Here is an 18,900-nt window from a genome sequence, read left to right as displayed (position 1 = left end):
CTTTAAATTTAAAAAAGATGATTACATTAAAGAAAATATCGCATTTAACAGGTTTTTCCATTTCAACGGTTTCTAAAGCCTTGAATGATAAAGATGACATTAATCACGATACCAAAAAAATAATTCAAGATTATGCTTGTAAAATCAATTATAAGCCTAATAAAAATGCTCTGGCACTTCGAGGGTGTAAATCGTATATTGTAGCGGTTATTGTACCCAAAATAAATGACTCAATTTATAGTGATATTCTTTGTGAATTAGAATTAAGTGCTACAAAATTCGGTTACCGAATTATGTTATTTCAATCTTTCGAAGAAATTAATAAAGTGACCGAATATTTGTATGATGTAAATGATGGAAGTGTGGATGCGGCAATCGTTTTTTCAGCATTTGACGAAAAAATTATCCGTTATAAACATGCTCCCAATAAAAATATTCCAGTAGCGTGTATACAAATTCAAAAAGAAGAAAGTGATAAAGTGTCTAAAACCTATTGCTTATCCATTTTCGAAAATTTATTAAAAAATATAAAATAGTTATGGCTCAATTTACTCGTATTGAAGTATTTCAGAAAATGAAAGAAACGGGCTTAGTACCATTGTACTATAACGCAGACATTGAAATTTGTAAAAAAGTAGTAAAAGCTTGCTATGATGGTGGTGCGCGCTTATTTGAATTTACTTCAAGAGGTGATTTTGCACATCATGTTTTTACAGAATTAATGCAATATACCACAAAAGAATTACCAGGAATGATTCTAGGGGTAGGCTCAGTAACAGATGCCGCAGCAGCATCTTTATACATGTTATTGGGAGCCAATTTTATCGTAACTCCTGTTTTAAGAGAAGATATTGCAATCGTTTGTAACCGAAGAAAAGTGTTATGGTCACCAGGTTGTGGTTCTTTAACAGAAATAGCCAAAGCAGAAGAACTAGGCTGTGAAATTGTAAAACTATTTCCAGGTGATATCTACGGTCCGAATTTTGTTAAAAGTGCCTTAGCACCCCAACCATGGACCGCTATTATGCCAACGGGTGGAGTTTCTCCAAATGAAGAAAATCTAGCCCACTGGTTTCAAGCAGGTGTAACATGTGTGGGAATGGGGTCACAATTAATTTCAAACGAAATCATTAAGAATCAAGAGTATATTGTACTTACCAATCAAGTAAAAAATACTTTGGCAATCATTCAAAAAATAAGAAAATAATACTATCTATTTTAAAAATAGAGCTAAATACAAAATATATGAGTGAAATAACTCCAAAAAAGACCAGTCATTTTAGATGGACCATTTGCGGACTTTTATTTGTCGCAACAACAATTAATTACTTGGACCGACAAGTGCTTTCCTTAACTTGGAAAGATTATATCGCTCCTGAATTTCATTGGACAAATAACGATTACGGAAATATAACTGCATTATTTTCAATATTTTATGCTATATCCTTATTATTTGCTGGTAGATTTGTGGATGTTATGGATACCAAAAAAGGGTTTCTATGGGCTATAGGCGTTTGGTCTGTGGGAGCTTGTTTACACGCTTTTGCTGGTATCGCAACCTCAGGATACATTACTGGAAGTTGGTTTGTTGGTTTTCAGGAAGCAAAGGATATCATTGAAACTATTAACGATACTGGTTTGGTGATATCAGTCAGTGTTACTTTATTTATATTTGCTCGCTTTGTACTTGCTTTAGGAGAAGCGGGTAATTTTCCAGCAGCTATTAAAGCTACTGCGGAATATTTTCCAAAAAAAGACAGGGCATTTTCAACGAGTATTTTTAACGCAGGAGCAACAGTTGGCGCTTTAATGGCCCCAGTAACTATTCCTTTCATCGCAGATGCTTACGGTTGGGAAATGGCTTTTATAATTATTGGTGCATTGGGATTTGTTTGGATGGGATTTTGGATATTTATCTATGACAAACCAGAGAAACATCCACGTGTTAATGCAGCGGAATTAGCATACATACAACAAGATACCATTTCGGATAGCAAAATAGAAGGATATGTTCCAGAATCTTCTAAAAAAACTTCTTTACTAGAATGTTTTAAATACAAACAAACTTGGGCATTTGCTTTTGGAAAATTTATGACTGATGGCGTTTGGTGGTTTTTCTTATTTTGGACACCAGCTTATTTGAGTTCTGTATATCAAATGGACGCAACACAAGCAGCATTCCCTTTGTTTATTTTATATATGATTACGTTAGTTTCAATTGTAGGAGGGTGGTTACCAACCTATTTTGTAGATAAAAAAGGAATGAACCCATACGAAGGTAGAATGAAAGCCATGCTAATTTTTGCTTTTTTCCCTTTATTAGCATTAGTAGCACAACCTTTAGGACATTATACGTATTGGATTCCTGTAATTATAATTGGTATTGCTGGAGCAGCGCATCAAGCTTGGTCAGCCAATATTTTTACAACTGTAGGTGATATGTTCCCTAAAAAAGCCATCGCAACTGTAACTGGAATTGGAGGTTTAGCAGGTGGATTAGGTTCTACGTTAATCAATAAAGGATCAGGAGTATTATTTGATTTTAGCGAAAACACAAATATGGTATTCCTTGGATTTAAAGGAATCGAAGCTGGATATTTCATTATTTTTTCTATCTGCGCTGTATGTTATCTAATTGGTTGGATGGTAATGAAAACTTTGGTACCAAAATACAGTCCGATTACTAATTTATAAATGAACCCGTAATTACTTTATAAATAAAAAGTAAATTTTAAAGAAATGAAAAATACAATAAAACAAAAATTAAATAGAGCAAGCATACAAGAACCAGTTTCTTTTCCTATTAAAGTGGTACAGTTTGGTGAAGGTAATTTCTTGAGAGCCTTTGTAGACTATGCTTTTCAAAGATTGAATACAGAACTCGACTTTAATGCTGGTATTGCAGTGGTACAACCACTTGCCGGTGGTTTAGTGCATATGCTAAATGATCAAGATGGATTATATACACTCTTCATGAATGGTGTAAAAAAAGGAGAAAAAATTCAAGATATTGCCTTAATTAAAAATGTAGTAAAAGGGATTAATCCTTATACCGAATTTAAAAATTTCTTAGATTTAGCTAAAGAAGAAGAGTTGCAATTTATAATTTCAAATACGACTGAAGCAGGAATCGAATTTGTAGATAGCGATTTACCAACTATGCAACCTCCGGCTTCTTTCCCTGCAAAATTAGCTATTTTATTGCACGAAAGATTTCAACATTTTAAAGGTGATTTTAGCAAAGGAGTAACCATTATACCTTGTGAATTAATAAATTATAATGCAGCTACTTTAAAGAGTATTTTATTGCAGTATTGTGATTTATGGAATTTGGATAATGCATTCAAAACATGGTTATTAGAAGCTTGTACCTATCACAATACTTTAGTTGACAGAATTGTTCCTGGTTATCCAAAAAATGAAATAGAAGAATACAATAATAAACTAAATTATTCCGATAATTTAATTGTTACAGCAGAACCTTTTTTTCTTTGGGTAATTGAAGGTGATGAAGCTTTAAAACAAAAGCTGCCCTTTCATAAAACCGATTTGAATGTAAAAATTGTAGAGGACATGCAAGATTTTAGAACTTTAAAAGTTCGTATATTAAATGGAGCACACACATCCATGGTACCATTCTCTATTTTATATGGAAATGAAACGGTAAGAGAAACAGTAGACGGTACATTTACTGGAAATTTTGTGGATGAAGTAATACACGAAATCAACAGTACGCTTGACATGAATCCTACTGAGATTGCGAATTATGCAGAAGAGGTAATGGATCGTTTTAGAAATCCATTTATCATTCATAAATTATCGGATATTGCTTTAAATACCGTTTCAAAATTTAAAGTAAGAGTTTTGCCAAGTCTATTAACATATGTTACCAATACTCAAGAATTACCTTTACATCTCACTTTTTCATTGGCTTGTTTAATCCAATTCTATAAGGGTGATTGGAACGGAAAAGCTTTGCCAATTAATGATAACGCTGAAATCATATCTTTTTTTAGCACACTTTGGAAAACCAAAGACTTACCTAAAATTGTCAATTTAACTTTAGAAAATAAAGATTTTTGGGAATGCAATTTACTCGAAGTAAAAGGATTAGCTGAAGCTGTTGTAACAGCTCTAAGTGAAATTGAAACCAATGGAATAGAAATTGGTTTTGAAAATTTTAAAATGAAATTCAATTCTTAAGAAGGTAATCATGCAAAAGCAATTAATAAAAGTACATCCTTCAGACAATGTGATTGTAGCACTTGTCGATTTAAATGAAGGTGAAAAAGTGACTTTTGAAGGTACTACAATTACGATTACAAAATCAGTGAAAGCAAAACATAAAATTGCAGCTCAGGATTTTGAAAAAGGAGATCGAATAGTCATGTATGGAGTATTAGTAGGTAAGGCCGATACTGCTATTGAAAAAGGGGAAGTACTAACTACGATTAACGTTTCACATCAAAGTGAAAAAGTATTCGGAAAAACAGGTTCCATTTCTTGGGTTGCTCCAAATATTGAAAAATGGAAAGATAAAACTTTTTTAGGATATCATCGTGAAGATGGACAAGTGGGAACAGAAAACGTTTGGTTGTTTTTTCCTTTGGTCTTTTGTGAAAATAGAAACATTGAAATTTTAAAAGAAATATTTGAAAAAGAACTTTTAAAACATAAGGTTAATAAACATCAAATGTTGTTGCGTTCTTTAGTAAATAGTGGCGCATCAGCTGATGAAGAAACGGTTTCTGAGAATGTTTTTGAAAATATTGATGTGAAATTTATCACACACCAAGGGGGGTGTGGAGGTATTAGACAAGACTCTGAATTATTGGCAAAGTTATTAGCGGGTTATGTTAATAATCCAAATGTTGCGGGTGCTACGGTGTTGAGTTTAGGTTGTCAAAATTTGCAAATTGAAATTTTTAAACAAGCGTTGCAAACCATTAATCCAAACTCAAAGAAGCCTATAATTATCTATGAACAACAAAAAATGGGTACCGTTGATGAAATGTTATCTGCTATTATTAAAGATTCTTTTGAAGCAATAAAAGAAGCCAATAAAATAGAACGAAAACCAGCTCCTTTATCTAAACTGAGAGTAGGTTTAGAATGCGGGGGTTCTGATGGGTTTTCAGGTATTTCTGCTAACCCAACCTTAGGCCATGTATCTGATTTATTAGCGGCTTTAGGTGGTACAGCTATCTTATCAGAATTTCCAGAATTATGTGGTGTCGAACAAGAATTAGTCAATCGTTGTGTCAAAGAAGAAAAAGGTGAAAAATTTTTAGACCTAATGAAAGCCTTTGAAAAATCGGTTGTGGATGCTGGCTCTGGTTTCGATATGAATCCGTCTCCTGGAAATATTAAAGATGGTTTAATTACAGATGCTATGAAATCGGCAGGTGCAGCAAAAAAAGGAGGTACTTCACCCGTTTGTGATGTTTTAGATTATGGAGAATATGTATCCACTACAGGTTTAAATCTACTAAATACACCAGGAAATGATGTAGAGAGTACAACCGCTATGGTAGGTTCGGGAGCAACAGTTGTATTATTTACTACTGGTTTAGGTACACCAACAGGTAATCCCATTGCTCCCATAATTAAAGTATCATCCAATTCAGAATTAGCTCAAAAAATGCCTGATATTATTGATATCGATACAGGTGCCATTATTAGAGGAGAAAAGACAATTGAAGAAATGGGAGAGGAGATGCTTCATTTTATTATTGATGTTGCAAGTGGTAAAACGATAACAAAAGCGAAACTTTTAAATCAAAATGATTTTATTCCTTGGAAAAGAGGAGTTTCCTTATAGATAAAAAAAGCCGTTTATTTTAAACGGCTTTTCTTTTATAATGAATTGCTTGTCGATTTTCTAATAATTAATTCGGGTTCTAAAATAACTTTTTTCTCAATTTTTACTTTCTCTGTATTATTGATTTGTTCCAAAAAGACTTTGGCTGTCATTTTACCCATTTCTCTAGGAAATTGATCTATAGTACTAATGGAAAGTTCCATAAATTTGGTAAAAGGTTCATTACTAAATCCAATTACAGAAAAATCCTCAGGAATTTTAATTCCTTTTTCTTTTAATTGTTGGATCGCACCTAAAGCAGCAAAATCGCTGGCAGAGAATAAAGCATCTGGAGGATTTTTCATGGAAAGTAATTTTTTAATCGCTTTTTTTCCATCATCCAAATTACTTTCTATTCGTACAACATAATCAGGTTCGTAATCGATATTGTTGTCTAATAATGCCTGTTTATAACCCAAAAAGCGGTCCTTAAAAATTTCTATATTGGTATCCCCTGAAAAATGAGCAATCTTTGTTCTGCCTGTGTCTATTAGGTGTTGTGTAGCCTTGTAACCACCATTAAAATCATTTATTGTAACCGAACTCACATTATTTAATGATTTTTTTCTATCAAAAAAGATAAGAGGAACATCTTTTTTTAGAATTCTTTCAAATATTGAATTTTTACTACTTGATGTAGATATTAAAATACCATCAACTTGGGCATTTAAAAGAGCTTCAATATTATCTTCTTCTTTTATTTCGTTTCCATCAGTTTGACAGATGATAATATGATACCCATGTGGATTTAATTCTTGTTCAATACCTCGTATTACTGAGCCAAAAAAATTACTATCAACTCTAGGCACAATAACACCTACATTGTTGCTTTTTCCACTTTTTAGTGCTAATGCCAATTTATTCTGCTCATAATTCATCTTTTTTGCTGTCTTAACTACTAATTCTTTAGTAGCTTCACTAACATCATTTTGATTATTAAGCGCTCTCGATACTGTTGCAGCGGTAATATTTAGTTTCTTAGCAATATCGTAAATAGTTGTTTTTTTTTTCATGTATCGAAAGTAATCTAAATTTTTAAACTAAATAACTATTAAAATCCGGATTTAGTATGACAAAAATAATTATAATTATGAACTTATTCAATTATTTTATAATAGCAATATCACAAATATTTCATATAATTATTATGTATCAAATAATTATTATATATTTTTTTTTATTTTTTATTAAAAAATATTTGTTTGATAGAAGTGTTTTATTTATTTTCGTAATCGATTACGGTAAATAATAATTTTAATATGAAATATAATTTTAAAATAAAAGGGATTTTTTGTCTGCTATTAACAGTAACAATATTTGCATCATGTAATCAAAATAAAGAAAAACAAACAAACACTATTCAAGAAGATAAATATACTTCTCAATTAGATGCTATAATTAAAAATGTTCAAGAACCAAAATTTAAAAATGCTATTTATAATATAAAAGATTTTGGCGCTATTGCTGATGGAAAAACTTTAAATAGCATGGCTATAAAAAAAGCAATAGATAAATGTGCGAAAGAAGGAGGAGGTATAGTTTTAGTTCCATCTGGAAAATATTTAACTGGACCAATTCATTTAGAAAGTAATGTAAATCTACACTTAGAAGAAAAAGCAGAAATTATATTTTCAACAAATCCTAATGATTATCTGCCTTTAGTTCATACTTCATTTGAAGGAATTGAATTAATGAATTATTCACCATTAATCTATGCTTATAAAAAAAACAATATTGCTATAACAGGAAAAGGAATATTAAATGGTCAAGCAAATGAAAATAATTGGTGGCCATGGAAAGGAAGTACATCAGAAGGACATACATATGGATACCAAGAGGGACAACCTTCGCAAAAGGACAGTTTAAACTTACCCACATTAATGGATATGGGACAAAATAATGTTCCAGTCGAACAAAGGATATTTGGTACAAACCATTATTTACGTCCAAATTTTATTGAACCTTTTGAATGTACCAATGTGTTAATTAAAGATATAACCATATTAAATGCTCCATTTTGGATTATTCATCCCATTAAATGTAATGCTGTTATTGTAGATAATGTTAATATTAAAAGTCATGGTCCAAATAATGATGGTTGTGATCCTGAATATTCTAAAAATGTGATTATCAAAAATTCAACTTTTAATACAGGTGACGATTGTATAGCAATTAAAGCGGGTAGAGATGCTGAAGGTAGAAGAGTGGCAATTAGTAGTGAAAATATTGTAGTGCAAAATTGTAAAATGATAGATGGTCATGGAGGCGTTGTTATAGGAAGTGAAATGTCTGCTGGTGTTAAAAACGTTTTTGTTGAAAATTGTAGCATGGATAGTCCAAATTTAGAACGTGCCATTCGCATAAAAACCAATACAAGAAGAGGAGGTATTGTTGATGGTGTATATGTTAAAAATTTAAAAGTAGGAGAAGTAAAAGAAGCTCTTTTAAAAATAAATTTGAAATACAGCATCTATGACAACCAAGAAGGTTCTTTTATACCTAAAGTAAAAAATATTTTTTTAGAAGATGTAACTGTCAAAAATTCTGGAAAATATGTCATTCTAGCAGATGGATTAGAAAACTCTATTATTGAAAATATACAATTTAAAAACGTATCAGTGGATACCGTTCAAAATAATTTTTCATTAAAAAATGTAAATAATGTGAAGTTTATTAATACCTATATAAATAAAAGAAAAGTAACTAACAACCTTAATTAAAACTAAATAAATTATGAAGATGAGAACTTTATTAACCAATAGGCATCTTTTTTTAATTGCTTTATTTCTGTCATTCTTTTTCCTTGATAAAGGATACGCTCAAAATGAAAGAATTAAAATTACTGGAACAGTTGTAGATTCAGAAGATAAACTACCTATACCGGGTGTAAATATATATGAAAAAGGGACTAAAAATGGACAATCAACTAATTTTGATGGTATTTTTACATTGGAATTAACTAATCCGAATGCAATTTTAGTTTTTAGTTATATTGGCTATCAAACCAAAGAAATTCAATTAAATGGGCAAACTAAATTGAATGTTAATCTTATTCAAGATACTAAAAAACTAGACGAAGTAATTGTAATTGGTTACGGTACTTCTAAGAAATCAGATTTAACAGGTTCCGTAGCTTCAGTGAGTAGCGAAGAAATTCTTAAAAGACCTGTTACAAATGTTGCAGAAGCTTTAACAGGACAAATAGCAGGGCTTAAAGTTACTGCTTCTGAAGGTGCTCCTGATGCCGAAATTAATATTAGAGTAAGAGGTGGTGGTTCTTTGTCTCAAGATGCTTCTCCATTATACATTGTTGATGGTTTTCCAGTAACAAGTATTAGTGATATTTCTCCATCCAATATCGAGACAATTACAGTATTAAAAGATGCCTCTTCAACTGCCATCTATGGTTCAAGAGGAGCTTATGGAGTTATTTTAATTACAACAAAATCAGGCACAAAAGGAGATAAAATTGAAGTATCCTATAATACTTTCGCAGGTTTTAATAAAATTCGTAAAACACTTGATATAAATAATTCAAGAGATTACGTGAATTGGCAATATGAATACGCTTTATTAAGTAATGATCTTGCTTCTTTTGAAGATTATTTAGGAACATGGTCTGATATTAATCAATACAACAATACGCCTACGACTAACTGGCAAGATAATATTTTTGGACGAACAGGAATTGTTCAAAATCATGATTTGAGTGTAAGAGGCGGTTCAGATAAAATTAATTATAATTTTAATTATACTCATTATGATCTAAAAGGAATAATGGTTGGTTCCGATTATAAGAGAGATAACTTATCCTTACGTTTAAAAAGTAAACCTAATGATAAAATCAATTTGAATTATACGGTTCGCTATTCTAATACAGAAATAAATGGAGGTGGAGCCAACGAACAAAATGAAAAATCTACTGCAGATTCTCGTATGAAACATTTCATTGGTTATGCACCTTTTGATATTGATGGTGTTACAAGTAGTAGTACAGATGAAGATTTAGCTAGTAATTTAATAAATCCTTATATAACTGTTGAAGATAATAACAGACGTCAATTTAGAAGAAATTTTAATATGTTAGGAGGTATTTCTTGGAATATTACAGATGAACTTCAATTATCTACAGATTTTGGTATCGATTATTATAAATTTTCTGATTATCGTTTTTATGGAAAAAGTACGTATTATGTAAATAATGCTCCTGCTGTTGAGAATCAAGGTATGCCAGCATTAATATTTAGTAATAGAGATGATAAAAGATTTAGAAACGCAACTACTTTAAATTATGATTTTAAAAAATTACTCGGTAATAATCATAATTTAAAAATCTTATTAGGAGGAGAAACTATTAATTTTACTTCCAATACATTAACTAATACAATTCATGCATATCCAAAATTTTTCTCATTTGAGAATGCAATTAATTTAACCACTCAAGGTGTACCTTTTTCAACAGAAAATTACAATTTGCCAGAAGATAAATTGTTATCGTTTTTTGGAAGAATAAATTATGATTTTAAAAATAAATATTTGCTTACAGCAACTTACCGTGCAGATGGATCAAGTAAATTCTTAGGAAAAAATAGATGGGGTTATTTCCCATCTTTAGCAGCGGCTTGGAAAATATCTGAAGAAAGTTTTCTACAAGAATCCAAATGGTTAGACCTTTTGAAAGTTCGTGTTAGTTATGGAAAAGCAGGTAATAATAACATACCTGTAGGACAAACAATTCAGCCTTTCCAATCTTCAGTAACTTCTTGGATTAATAACGTAAACAGTTATTGGGCTGCTTCAAATGTACTAGCTAATCCTGATTTAAAATGGGAAACGACTACTACTCAAAATTTAGGAATTGATTTTGAAGTTCTTAATGGGAGAGTTAGTGGAACATTTGACACCTATAAGAATTTGACTAGTGATTTATTAATTAATTTCCCTATTCCAGGAACAGGATATAATACGCAATATAGAAATATGGGTGAAATTCAAAATAAAGGAATTGAAGCAACTTTAAATATAGATGCAGTTAAAAATGATAAATTTAATTTAAATTTTGCCTTTAATATTAGTTTAAATAAAAATAGTATTAATTCTCTAGGTGATTTAAGTGATTTTGGCGCAGCTTCTAGATGGGCATCAACAGCAATAGACAATGATTTTTTAGTTAATGTGGGTCAGCCTATTGGGTTAATGTATGGTTTTCAAAATGATGGACGCTATGAAGTATCTGATTTTGATTATTCTGGTGGTACATATACTTTAAAAAGTGGAATTCCTAATTCTTCATCGGTTATTGGAACTACTGTAGTTCCAGGTTCAATGAAAATTAAAGATACAAATGGTGATGGAGTTATTAATTTAGAAGATAGAACAATAATTGGTAATGCAAATCCTAAGCACACTGGTGGATTTATTATTAACGCTAATTATTCCAACTTTGATTTTTCAGCTGGTTTCAACTGGAGTTATGGAAACGATATTTATAATGCTACTAAGATTGAGCATTCTACAGCAACTCCAAACGGTGGTCAATTTAGAAATTTATTAACTACTATGGCAGAAGGTACTAGATGGAATAATGTTGATCCAGCAACAGGAAGTTTAGTTACTGATCCCACTCAATTAGCCACTTTAAATGAAAATACTACCATGTGGTCACCTTTTTCAAATTATGTATTTTCAGATTGGGCAGTAGAAGATGGTTCTTTCTTAAGATTAAACACAATCACTTTAGGATATAGTTTGCCTAAAGATGCTATTGAAAAAATAGGTATTTCAAGACTAAGATTATATAGTACAGTAAGTAATGTTTTTGTTTGGACAAAATATTCAGGGTTTGATCCGGAAGTATCTACAAGAAGACAAACCCCATATACTCCTGGAGTTGATTATTCACCTTATCCAAAAAGTAGACAGGTACTATTAGGATTAAATTTAAATTTTTAATAACTAAAACACTATTATAAAATGAAAAATAGAATATTAGTTTTTGCAATAATCATAAGTTCAATTTTAAGTTCTTGTGAAGAAGATTATTTAGAATCAAAGACTTTATCTACTTTAGATGAATCAGTTATTTTTTCAACTCCTGGTTTAGCTCAAGGTGCAGTAGATGGTATAAAAGTGCCTTTTGGTGAAACCAATTCTTATAGAGGTCGTTTCTTACCTTGGTATGGAATGAATACAGATATTGAATGGTATAACTCTTCAGAATCAACATCTAATGACAATGCAACATTATGTAACTATAATGCTCTGCCAAATAATTCACAGATGAATACTTCTAACAATGCTTGGGATAAAATGTATCAAGGTATTGAGAGAGCTAATATTTGTATAAGAGGATTACGTACTTATGGTAATCCAACACCTGGATCAGAATTAGGTTATTTATTAGGTGAAGCTTTAACGCTTAGAGCTGTTTATTATGCCGATTTATTAAAAACATGGGGAGATGTTCCAGCTCGTTTTGAACCTATAACTACAGAAACACTTTATTTACCTAAATCTAGTAGAGATATTATTTACAAACAATTAATTGATGATTTAGGTGAAGCTTCAGATTTGGTTCCATGGCCAAATGGAAACGCAACAACTACAAGTGTAGAAAGGGTAAATAAAGCTTTTGTAAAAGGTTTAAGAGCTAGACTGGCACTTGCAGCATCTGGGTTTCAACAATATCCTGATGGTGTAAGAAGAAGTAATGATCCTGCACTTTCGGTTCAAAATATGTACACTTTAGCTTTCAACGAATGTAAATCAATTATAGATAGTGGAACAGCTCATTTAGAAACAACTTTTGAAGGCTTATGGAGAAAATACAATCAAGAAAATACACAAGCTGGAGGAGAATCATTATGGGAAATTCCTTTTTCTGCGGGAAGAGGAAGAATGTTATTCACTTTTGCAGTGAAACATACAACTAATGACCAATACCATTCTAATGGTAACAATAGAGGTGGTCAAGCGGGTCCATTACCTTTTATATTTTACGATTATGATGAAGAAGATACTAGAAGAGACGTTACTTGTGTACCTTATTTATATGGTGCTGCTTCAAATGGTATAGCAAAGCAACAACTGGGAGCATTAAATAAATGGTATTTTGGGAAATATCGCTATGAATGGATGAGTAGAATTGTTACTTCAACTAATGATGATGGAGTGAATAAAATATATATGCGTTATGCTGAAATTTTATTAATGGCAGCAGAAACGGCTAATGAATTGCAAGGACCTAGTGCAGCAGCTCCCTATTTGAAGGAGTTAAGAATGAGAGCGTTTGATTCTTCTTTACATACAACCAAAGTAGATGCTTATGTGAACGCTTTAGGAAGCAAACAACAAATGTTTGATGCCATAGTTGAAGAGCATAAATATGAATTTACTGGAGAAATGGAACGTAAACAAGCACTAATACGTTGGAATCTACTAGAAACTAAATTAATTGAAGCTAAATCAAAAATGTTTGATTTACAACAGAGAGCGGGTGATTATTTTGATGTTCCTACCACTTTATACTATAAATATGCTGCTGATAATGAAACATTAATAATTTATGGACTAAATAGAAATGAAAATACGGTTCCTGGTCCAGATTATACCGCTTTCCAATGGGATAATCTTACCGATTCTAAAATAAATGCATTATATAGTAGTGCTACAAATCCTAATAACAGACAATTTTGGCCTATTTGGCAAGTGTTCTTAGATTCTAGTAATGGAGCTCTTGTTAATGATTATGGTTACTAAGTATGTAAATATTTGAGTTAGATTATAGTTAATGATTTGTTTTATCGAATAAATAGGTTTTATAAAGACTATTTATTCGGTAAACAAATTATTTAAAAAACTCAATAACATAGATAAAATATAGTTATTTCAAAATCAAATAAATACAATATTATGAATAAAAAAATACTTTTTATAGCTTTCTTAACTATATGCTCAATTTTTAAAAGTTATTCTCAAAATATTGATGTTTGGGATTTTGGAGCGACTCAGTTAGATGTTTCAACTTATAACAATCATTTAGATGAATCAATTATCAATTCTTGGTATAATAATACTATAACACCTGGAAGTACAGCAATTAATTTTCCAGTAAGTTTCACTTCTGGTAACTTATCTTGGACAGGAAATAGTGGAGATAGGCTAAGAACCACAAATACAAATTTAACGAGGTATGATGCTAATATAGCAAGTGTTAGCAATTTCTCAGGTAGAGTATATTGTAATGGCACTCCAAATATGTCTAACGGAAATCCTATAAATAGATTCATGCAATTAACTTTGAACGAAGATGACGAAGTAACAATTGTATCAAGGACAGATGCTGGAGGCGATTTAACTTTTATTGATGTAAACAATCCAAGTTTACAAACAGACATCATAAATTTAACATCTACTAGTGGTGCAACTACTGAGGCTAAATTTGTTGCAAAAAATGCAGGTGATTTTAGATTTTATGTTGCTAATGGAAAAGCTAGTTTTTATAGAATTTACAGAAAATCAGCTGTTTATACGAATGTTTCAGGTGCAATAGATCTATCTCAAGCTACTTCTATTCCTAGTAATTATGCAATTGTGTTTACCAATTTGGCAGGAAAGTCTTGGACAGCTCAAATGAATGCAAATAATACTTATGAAGTTAATTTACCACAAGGATATAGTTATAATGTAAGTTTAATGGATGCCAATGGATTTATTATAACAAATGGGGAAATACTAGATTTAACTACAGTTATTGATTCCACTTTCACACATAATATATCCATTTTAGAAGTTAATTTATATGAAGTAACGGGTTCAATTATTGGTTTAGGAACAACGATAAATGATTTACAATTATCTTATACAGCAGATGCTTCAGCCAATACAACTTATGTTCCAAATCCTATAATTAATGTTTCAAACTCAACATATTCAGTTCAATTGGAAGCAAATATTACTTATACTATTGCTGGAATAGGTGTAAATGATTATCAATTAGATTCAAATGCAATTACAATATCAAATGCTAATACAAATTCAGATATTACTTTTTCACTAAAGCAAACATATCCCATTTCAATTACTACAACAGGATTAACATCTGCAGAAGAAAACGATTTACAACTTACTTTCTCTAATTTAAATGAACCGAATTATAATTATAATTTTTCATCAATTAATGGAATAAGTTTAAGAGATGGCGTATATGCTATTACAGCAAGTGGTTTAGATCTTTATCCTTTACAAATGGCATTAACATCTAATCTTTTTGTTAACGGTAATGCAACTTCTAAGAATGTTAGTTTTGAACCCGTTATCAATTGGCCTTTTAATGACCAAGTAATCACAACTTCAAATTCAGCTTACAAAGGGTTACTTTTTTCAGGAAACATTTCTAATTCAATCAGTCAAGGTCATTTAATAGCTCAAGCAGGTTCTTCCATTCAAATACCTGTTAATGTAGGAGACAAAATTACAATTGAATACTATTATTCTGCTAATTTTTTAATTGAAAATGGCTCTCCAATTAGTACAATAAACTCAACTGGAACAACATCAACTACTGATAGTATAGAATATACATACACGGGTTCAGGTTCGGGTTTTATTACAATTAATGTTAATGCAACTACTTATTTTACCAATATTAAAATTGGGGGAACAATGCCATATAGTCCAATTATTACAGTTGGAATAAATAAAGATTTTGAAACAATTAATGAAGCATTAACGGCTGTTTCACAAATGGTAAGAACTAATACTGAAAGAGTAACAATTCTAATAGATCCTGGAAATTATGAAGAAATGTTGGTTATAAATCAACCATTAGTAGCATTGAAAAATGCTGCAACTAATCCTACTATTGGACTTTTAAATGCAGGAGTTGATATCGATCCAAATGCAGTTAGAATAACTTCATATTACGGGCATGGATATACCTATTACAGTATGTCATCAGATCAAAAATGGCATCAAGATGTTTTAAATGTAAATATTCAAAATGGATATGCTTCTTATATAAATACTGGTGCAGGAACAACGAATGGTTCCTATTGGAATGCTACTGTAGTTATTGCTGCCGATGGTTTTGAAGCAGAAAACATCATTTTTGAAAATTCTTTTAATCAATATATATCCAATAAAGAGGCACAAGATGTAGTTGTTGCATGGACAAATGGAAGTCCAGGTATTAGGCCAACAAATGTTGGTAATACTTCAGTACAAGATAGAACTTTTGTGGAAAGAGCGGCTGCAATTGCTATAAAAAATAATATACAAAAAGTAGTTTTAAATAATTGTAGAGTAGTAGGCCGACAAGATTCATTTTTTGGAGGAACTGGTGCTAGAGTAGCGGTTTATAAAGGAGAAATAATGGGAGCTGTCGATTATATTTTTGGAGCAATGGATGTGGTATTTTATAAGTCTAAATTAAGCATGAATGTAAGTGATGCTTCAAATGATTCGGCTTATATTACTGCAGCTCAACAAAGTTCGGGACGTGGCTTTTTAATGTATGAGTGTACAATTACTACTGCACAACCTGGTACAGAAACAGCTTCTATCTACAGAGCAAAACCAGGTTATTTTGGACGTCCGTGGCAAGCCAATACAAGTGAGGTTGTATTTTACAATACTACAATAGAAACCTCTAATTATCCTAGTTTTGTGGGTAACTCTCTTATTATGCCTTTAGGTTGGCAAAATACACTTGGTGGAAATTCAAGTGGTATGTATGAATATGGAAGTATTGAACAATCTTCAGTAAATAATACACCTAATAGAGCTTCATGGAGCACTTCTTTAAGTACTCCATACCTTAATGATGGTACTGAAATTACAACTTTTAACTTTACAAAAGGTAATGATAATTGGGACCCATTTCCACAATTAATTGCTGATGATGTATTAGGAAATACTCCTTTTGAACAAATTCCAACAGTAAAAGTTACATCATTTAAGAACCAAATTTATATTAAAAATGTAACATCACTTACAGCTGTTAAAATTTATGCTCTCAACGGTGCGTTGACACAATCATTTGAAATCAATTCAGACAAACAAATTGAAATGAGTCAAGGAATTTGGTTAGTTATAATAAATGATGCTAACAATCAACAATCTCATAAAGTTATAACGTTTTAAAAATAAAATATGAAAATATACCTTTTAGTTTTCTGTTCCCTAATTTATTCAATCAGTTCTTTTGGACAAAACTATTATATGGCAACCCCTCAAGGTTTTGGTACAAATACGACAGGTGGAGGTAATGCAACACCAGTAACTGTATCAACTTACACCGCTTTTAAAAATGCATTATTATCAACTTCTGCTGCTAACGCTGTAATCTTAGTATCGGGAACGATTGATTGTGATTATACTAGTGTACAATTAAATAATAAATCAATTATAGGATTACCTGGAGCCAAATTAAGAAATACACAAATTACAGTTGGAAACTCGGCTCTTTCTGCTGCTAATTCTGGCATTTTAAATATCAAACCAAACTCTAATAATGTGATTATTAGAAATTTAATTTTTGAAGGTCCTGGAGCGTATGATGTTGATGGAAGAGATAATCTAACCAATGAAGGTACAAACATTTGGGTAGATCATTGTGAATTTCAAGATGGAATGGATGGTAATTTTGATAATAAAGGTGCTGCAGATAACATAACCATTTCATGGTGCAAATTTACTTATTTAAAAGCGCCAATTGCTGGAGGATCAGGTGGATCAAATGATCATCGTTTTACCAATTTAGTTGGCTCTTCCGCAACTGATGTTACTGCTGATGGTCACTACAGTATTACTTTTCAAAATTGTTATTGGGCAAATGGATGTAAAGAAAGAATGCCGCGTGCAAGAAATGCGGAATTGCATTTATTAAGTTGCTACTATAATACTTCTGTGGCTAGTGCAAAAGCTATTGGATTAGGTGGTGGTACCAATAATTCTACTTGCTATGTAGAAAATACTAATTTTGCCAATGTTGCAAATGCTTATACTTATTATAGTGGGGATGGAGGAACTGTAGCTATTGCATTTAACAATTGCTTAAATGGAGCTTCAAATGTTGGCTCTGTTTCGGCACCATCTTATAGTACAACACCCGTTCCAGTAAATGAAGTGGAAGCATTATTAACAGACCCAACCTGTGGTGCTGGAGCTACTTTACAAGTTTCCTCATCTGGAGCAATAAGCCCAAGTAGTTGTTCAACACTTTCAAATCCAAAGTTAAATGAACAAAACATTCGCTTTTTTAGTGCTATGGATGATAAAAGTATTGGAATTTATTTTCCATATGCAATAAATAATAAAGTTGAATTAGAAATATATTCATTAAATGGACAAAAAATAAGCGAACATAAATATAAGAATATTCTAGCTAATGATACATTAAAAATTTCTATTGAAAACCTTGCAGTAGGTGCTTATTCTTGCAATATAAAATACAATGATAAAATAGAATTTTGGAAGTTTGTTAAGAACTAATTCAATATTTTTTTTAATTACTTAATCGATTACAAAACTTATAAAAAACAGAAATATGAAAACAAAATTACTTTATTCAATTTTAACTTTGATACTTTTTTCAAGTATCTCAATGGCACAAACAAAAGTTTGGGATTTTGGAAATGATGATACTACTTGGCCATTAAGTTCTGGAATAGGAACTTCACCAATAATTGTAGACAATCTTGGATTATATCCAATAGCAACTAATTCAAACTTTGGAGCGGTTACGAGTAGTAATGCCACATTTGATGATGGATTTACAGCACCAAGAAGATTCCAGTTAAATGGTGGTGGTGGTGTAACACCTCCAACTTATATGCCTATACAACGTTATCTGTTTTTTGACGTAGATGGACCTTGTACGGTTAAAGTATGGTTTAAAACAGGAAGCAATGGCACACAAAGAACAGTTTATGTAACTGACGGAAGTAGCTCTATTGGTGAAGGAATTTCAAATGATGGAACTAACGCTGATTTAGTCATTTTTACAGCAAATTATACTTCACCTACAGGAGGTAGATTAT

The 18,900-nt window shown here is 31.2% G+C and carries 11 protein-coding genes; 10 read left to right on the top strand and 1 reads right to left on the bottom strand.

Features of this window, described 5'->3' with window-relative positions; genetic code table 11:
- Positions 1–17: 17 nt before the first annotated feature.
- From HALO113_RS01355 to HALO113_RS01335, 5 genes are read left to right on the top strand one after another with little or no spacing between them, the layout of a single operon-like run.
- The gene (locus HALO113_RS01355) at positions 18–536 is read left to right on the top strand and encodes a LacI family DNA-binding transcriptional regulator (protein WP_159777315.1); all 519 of its coding nucleotides are present in this window, start codon (positions 18–20) and stop codon (positions 534–536) included.
- A 2-nt stretch (positions 537–538) separates the two neighbouring features.
- Positions 539–1,207, top strand: a complete 669-nt coding sequence (locus tag HALO113_RS01350; RefSeq protein WP_159777314.1) for a bifunctional 4-hydroxy-2-oxoglutarate aldolase/2-dehydro-3-deoxy-phosphogluconate aldolase — start codon at positions 539–541, stop codon at positions 1,205–1,207.
- A 38-nt stretch (positions 1,208–1,245) separates the two neighbouring features.
- Positions 1,246–2,694 (top strand): MFS transporter, encoded by a 1,449-nt coding sequence (locus tag HALO113_RS01345; protein WP_159777313.1) that lies wholly within the window; start codon positions 1,246–1,248, stop codon positions 2,692–2,694.
- Between the two features lie 45 nt (positions 2,695–2,739).
- The gene (locus HALO113_RS01340; RefSeq protein WP_159777312.1) at positions 2,740–4,203 is read left to right on the top strand and encodes a tagaturonate reductase; all 1,464 of its coding nucleotides are present in this window, start codon (positions 2,740–2,742) and stop codon (positions 4,201–4,203) included.
- Between the two features lie 10 nt (positions 4,204–4,213).
- On the top strand, positions 4,214–5,821 hold the full coding sequence (locus tag HALO113_RS01335) for a UxaA family hydrolase (protein ID WP_159777311.1): 1,608 nt from the start codon (positions 4,214–4,216) through the stop codon (positions 5,819–5,821).
- 35 nt (positions 5,822–5,856) lie between these two features.
- Here the strand turns inward: HALO113_RS01335 and HALO113_RS01330 are convergent, their stop codons facing one another.
- Positions 5,857–6,873, bottom strand: a complete 1,017-nt coding sequence (locus HALO113_RS01330) for a LacI family DNA-binding transcriptional regulator (RefSeq protein ID WP_159777310.1) — start codon at positions 6,871–6,873, stop codon at positions 5,857–5,859.
- 246 nt (positions 6,874–7,119) lie between these two features.
- On the opposite strand from HALO113_RS01330, the gene HALO113_RS01325 reads away from it, so the two are divergent.
- From HALO113_RS01325 to HALO113_RS01305, 5 genes are all read left to right on the top strand, one after another.
- Entirely contained in the window at positions 7,120–8,580 is a 1,461-nt protein-coding gene (locus tag HALO113_RS01325; RefSeq protein ID WP_159777309.1) for a glycoside hydrolase family 28 protein, read from the top strand.
- Between the two features lie 19 nt (positions 8,581–8,599).
- Positions 8,600–11,812 (top strand): TonB-dependent receptor, encoded by a 3,213-nt coding sequence (locus HALO113_RS01320; protein WP_236554566.1) that lies wholly within the window; start codon positions 8,600–8,602, stop codon positions 11,810–11,812.
- A gap of 21 nt (positions 11,813–11,833) precedes the next feature.
- The gene (locus HALO113_RS01315) at positions 11,834–13,618 is read left to right on the top strand and encodes a RagB/SusD family nutrient uptake outer membrane protein (protein ID WP_159777307.1); all 1,785 of its coding nucleotides are present in this window, start codon (positions 11,834–11,836) and stop codon (positions 13,616–13,618) included.
- 153 nt (positions 13,619–13,771) lie between these two features.
- On the top strand, positions 13,772–17,002 hold the full coding sequence (locus HALO113_RS01310; protein WP_159777306.1) for a pectinesterase family protein: 3,231 nt from the start codon (positions 13,772–13,774) through the stop codon (positions 17,000–17,002).
- Between the two features lie 78 nt (positions 17,003–17,080).
- Complete coding sequence (locus HALO113_RS01305) at positions 17,081–18,352, top strand: T9SS type A sorting domain-containing protein (RefSeq protein ID WP_236554564.1); 1,272 nt, start codon at positions 17,081–17,083, stop codon at positions 18,350–18,352.
- Positions 18,353–18,900 lie beyond the last annotated feature (548 nt).

It is taken from the genome of Flavobacterium sp. 9AF, assembly GCF_902506265.1.
GTDB lineage: Bacteria > Bacteroidota > Bacteroidia > Flavobacteriales > Flavobacteriaceae > Flavobacterium.
Note: the sequence above shows the minus strand (reverse complement) of the source record. Positions and strands in the feature narration are given on the sequence as shown.

Bases quoted from the DNA above. Each gene is read 5' to 3' on its own strand.
- HALO113_RS01355 (WP_159777315.1), top strand. From the start codon at position 18: ATGATTACATTAAAGAAAATATCGCATTTAACAGGTTTTTCCATTTCA.
- HALO113_RS01350 (WP_159777314.1), top strand. From the start codon at position 539: ATGGCTCAATTTACTCGTATTGAAGTATTTCAGAAAATGAAAGAAACG.
- HALO113_RS01345 (WP_159777313.1), top strand. From the start codon at position 1,246: ATGAGTGAAATAACTCCAAAAAAGACCAGTCATTTTAGATGGACCATT.
- HALO113_RS01340 (WP_159777312.1), top strand. From the start codon at position 2,740: ATGAAAAATACAATAAAACAAAAATTAAATAGAGCAAGCATACAAGAA.
- HALO113_RS01335 (WP_159777311.1), top strand. From the start codon at position 4,214: ATGCAAAAGCAATTAATAAAAGTACATCCTTCAGACAATGTGATTGTA.
- HALO113_RS01330 (WP_159777310.1), bottom strand. From the start codon at position 6,873: ATGAAAAAAAAAACAACTATTTACGATATTGCTAAGAAACTAAATATT.
- HALO113_RS01325 (WP_159777309.1), top strand. From the start codon at position 7,120: ATGAAATATAATTTTAAAATAAAAGGGATTTTTTGTCTGCTATTAACA.
- HALO113_RS01320 (WP_236554566.1), top strand. From the start codon at position 8,600: ATGAGAACTTTATTAACCAATAGGCATCTTTTTTTAATTGCTTTATTT.
- HALO113_RS01315 (WP_159777307.1), top strand. From the start codon at position 11,834: ATGAAAAATAGAATATTAGTTTTTGCAATAATCATAAGTTCAATTTTA.
- HALO113_RS01310 (WP_159777306.1), top strand. From the start codon at position 13,772: ATGAATAAAAAAATACTTTTTATAGCTTTCTTAACTATATGCTCAATT.
- HALO113_RS01305 (WP_236554564.1), top strand. From the start codon at position 17,081: ATGGCAACCCCTCAAGGTTTTGGTACAAATACGACAGGTGGAGGTAAT.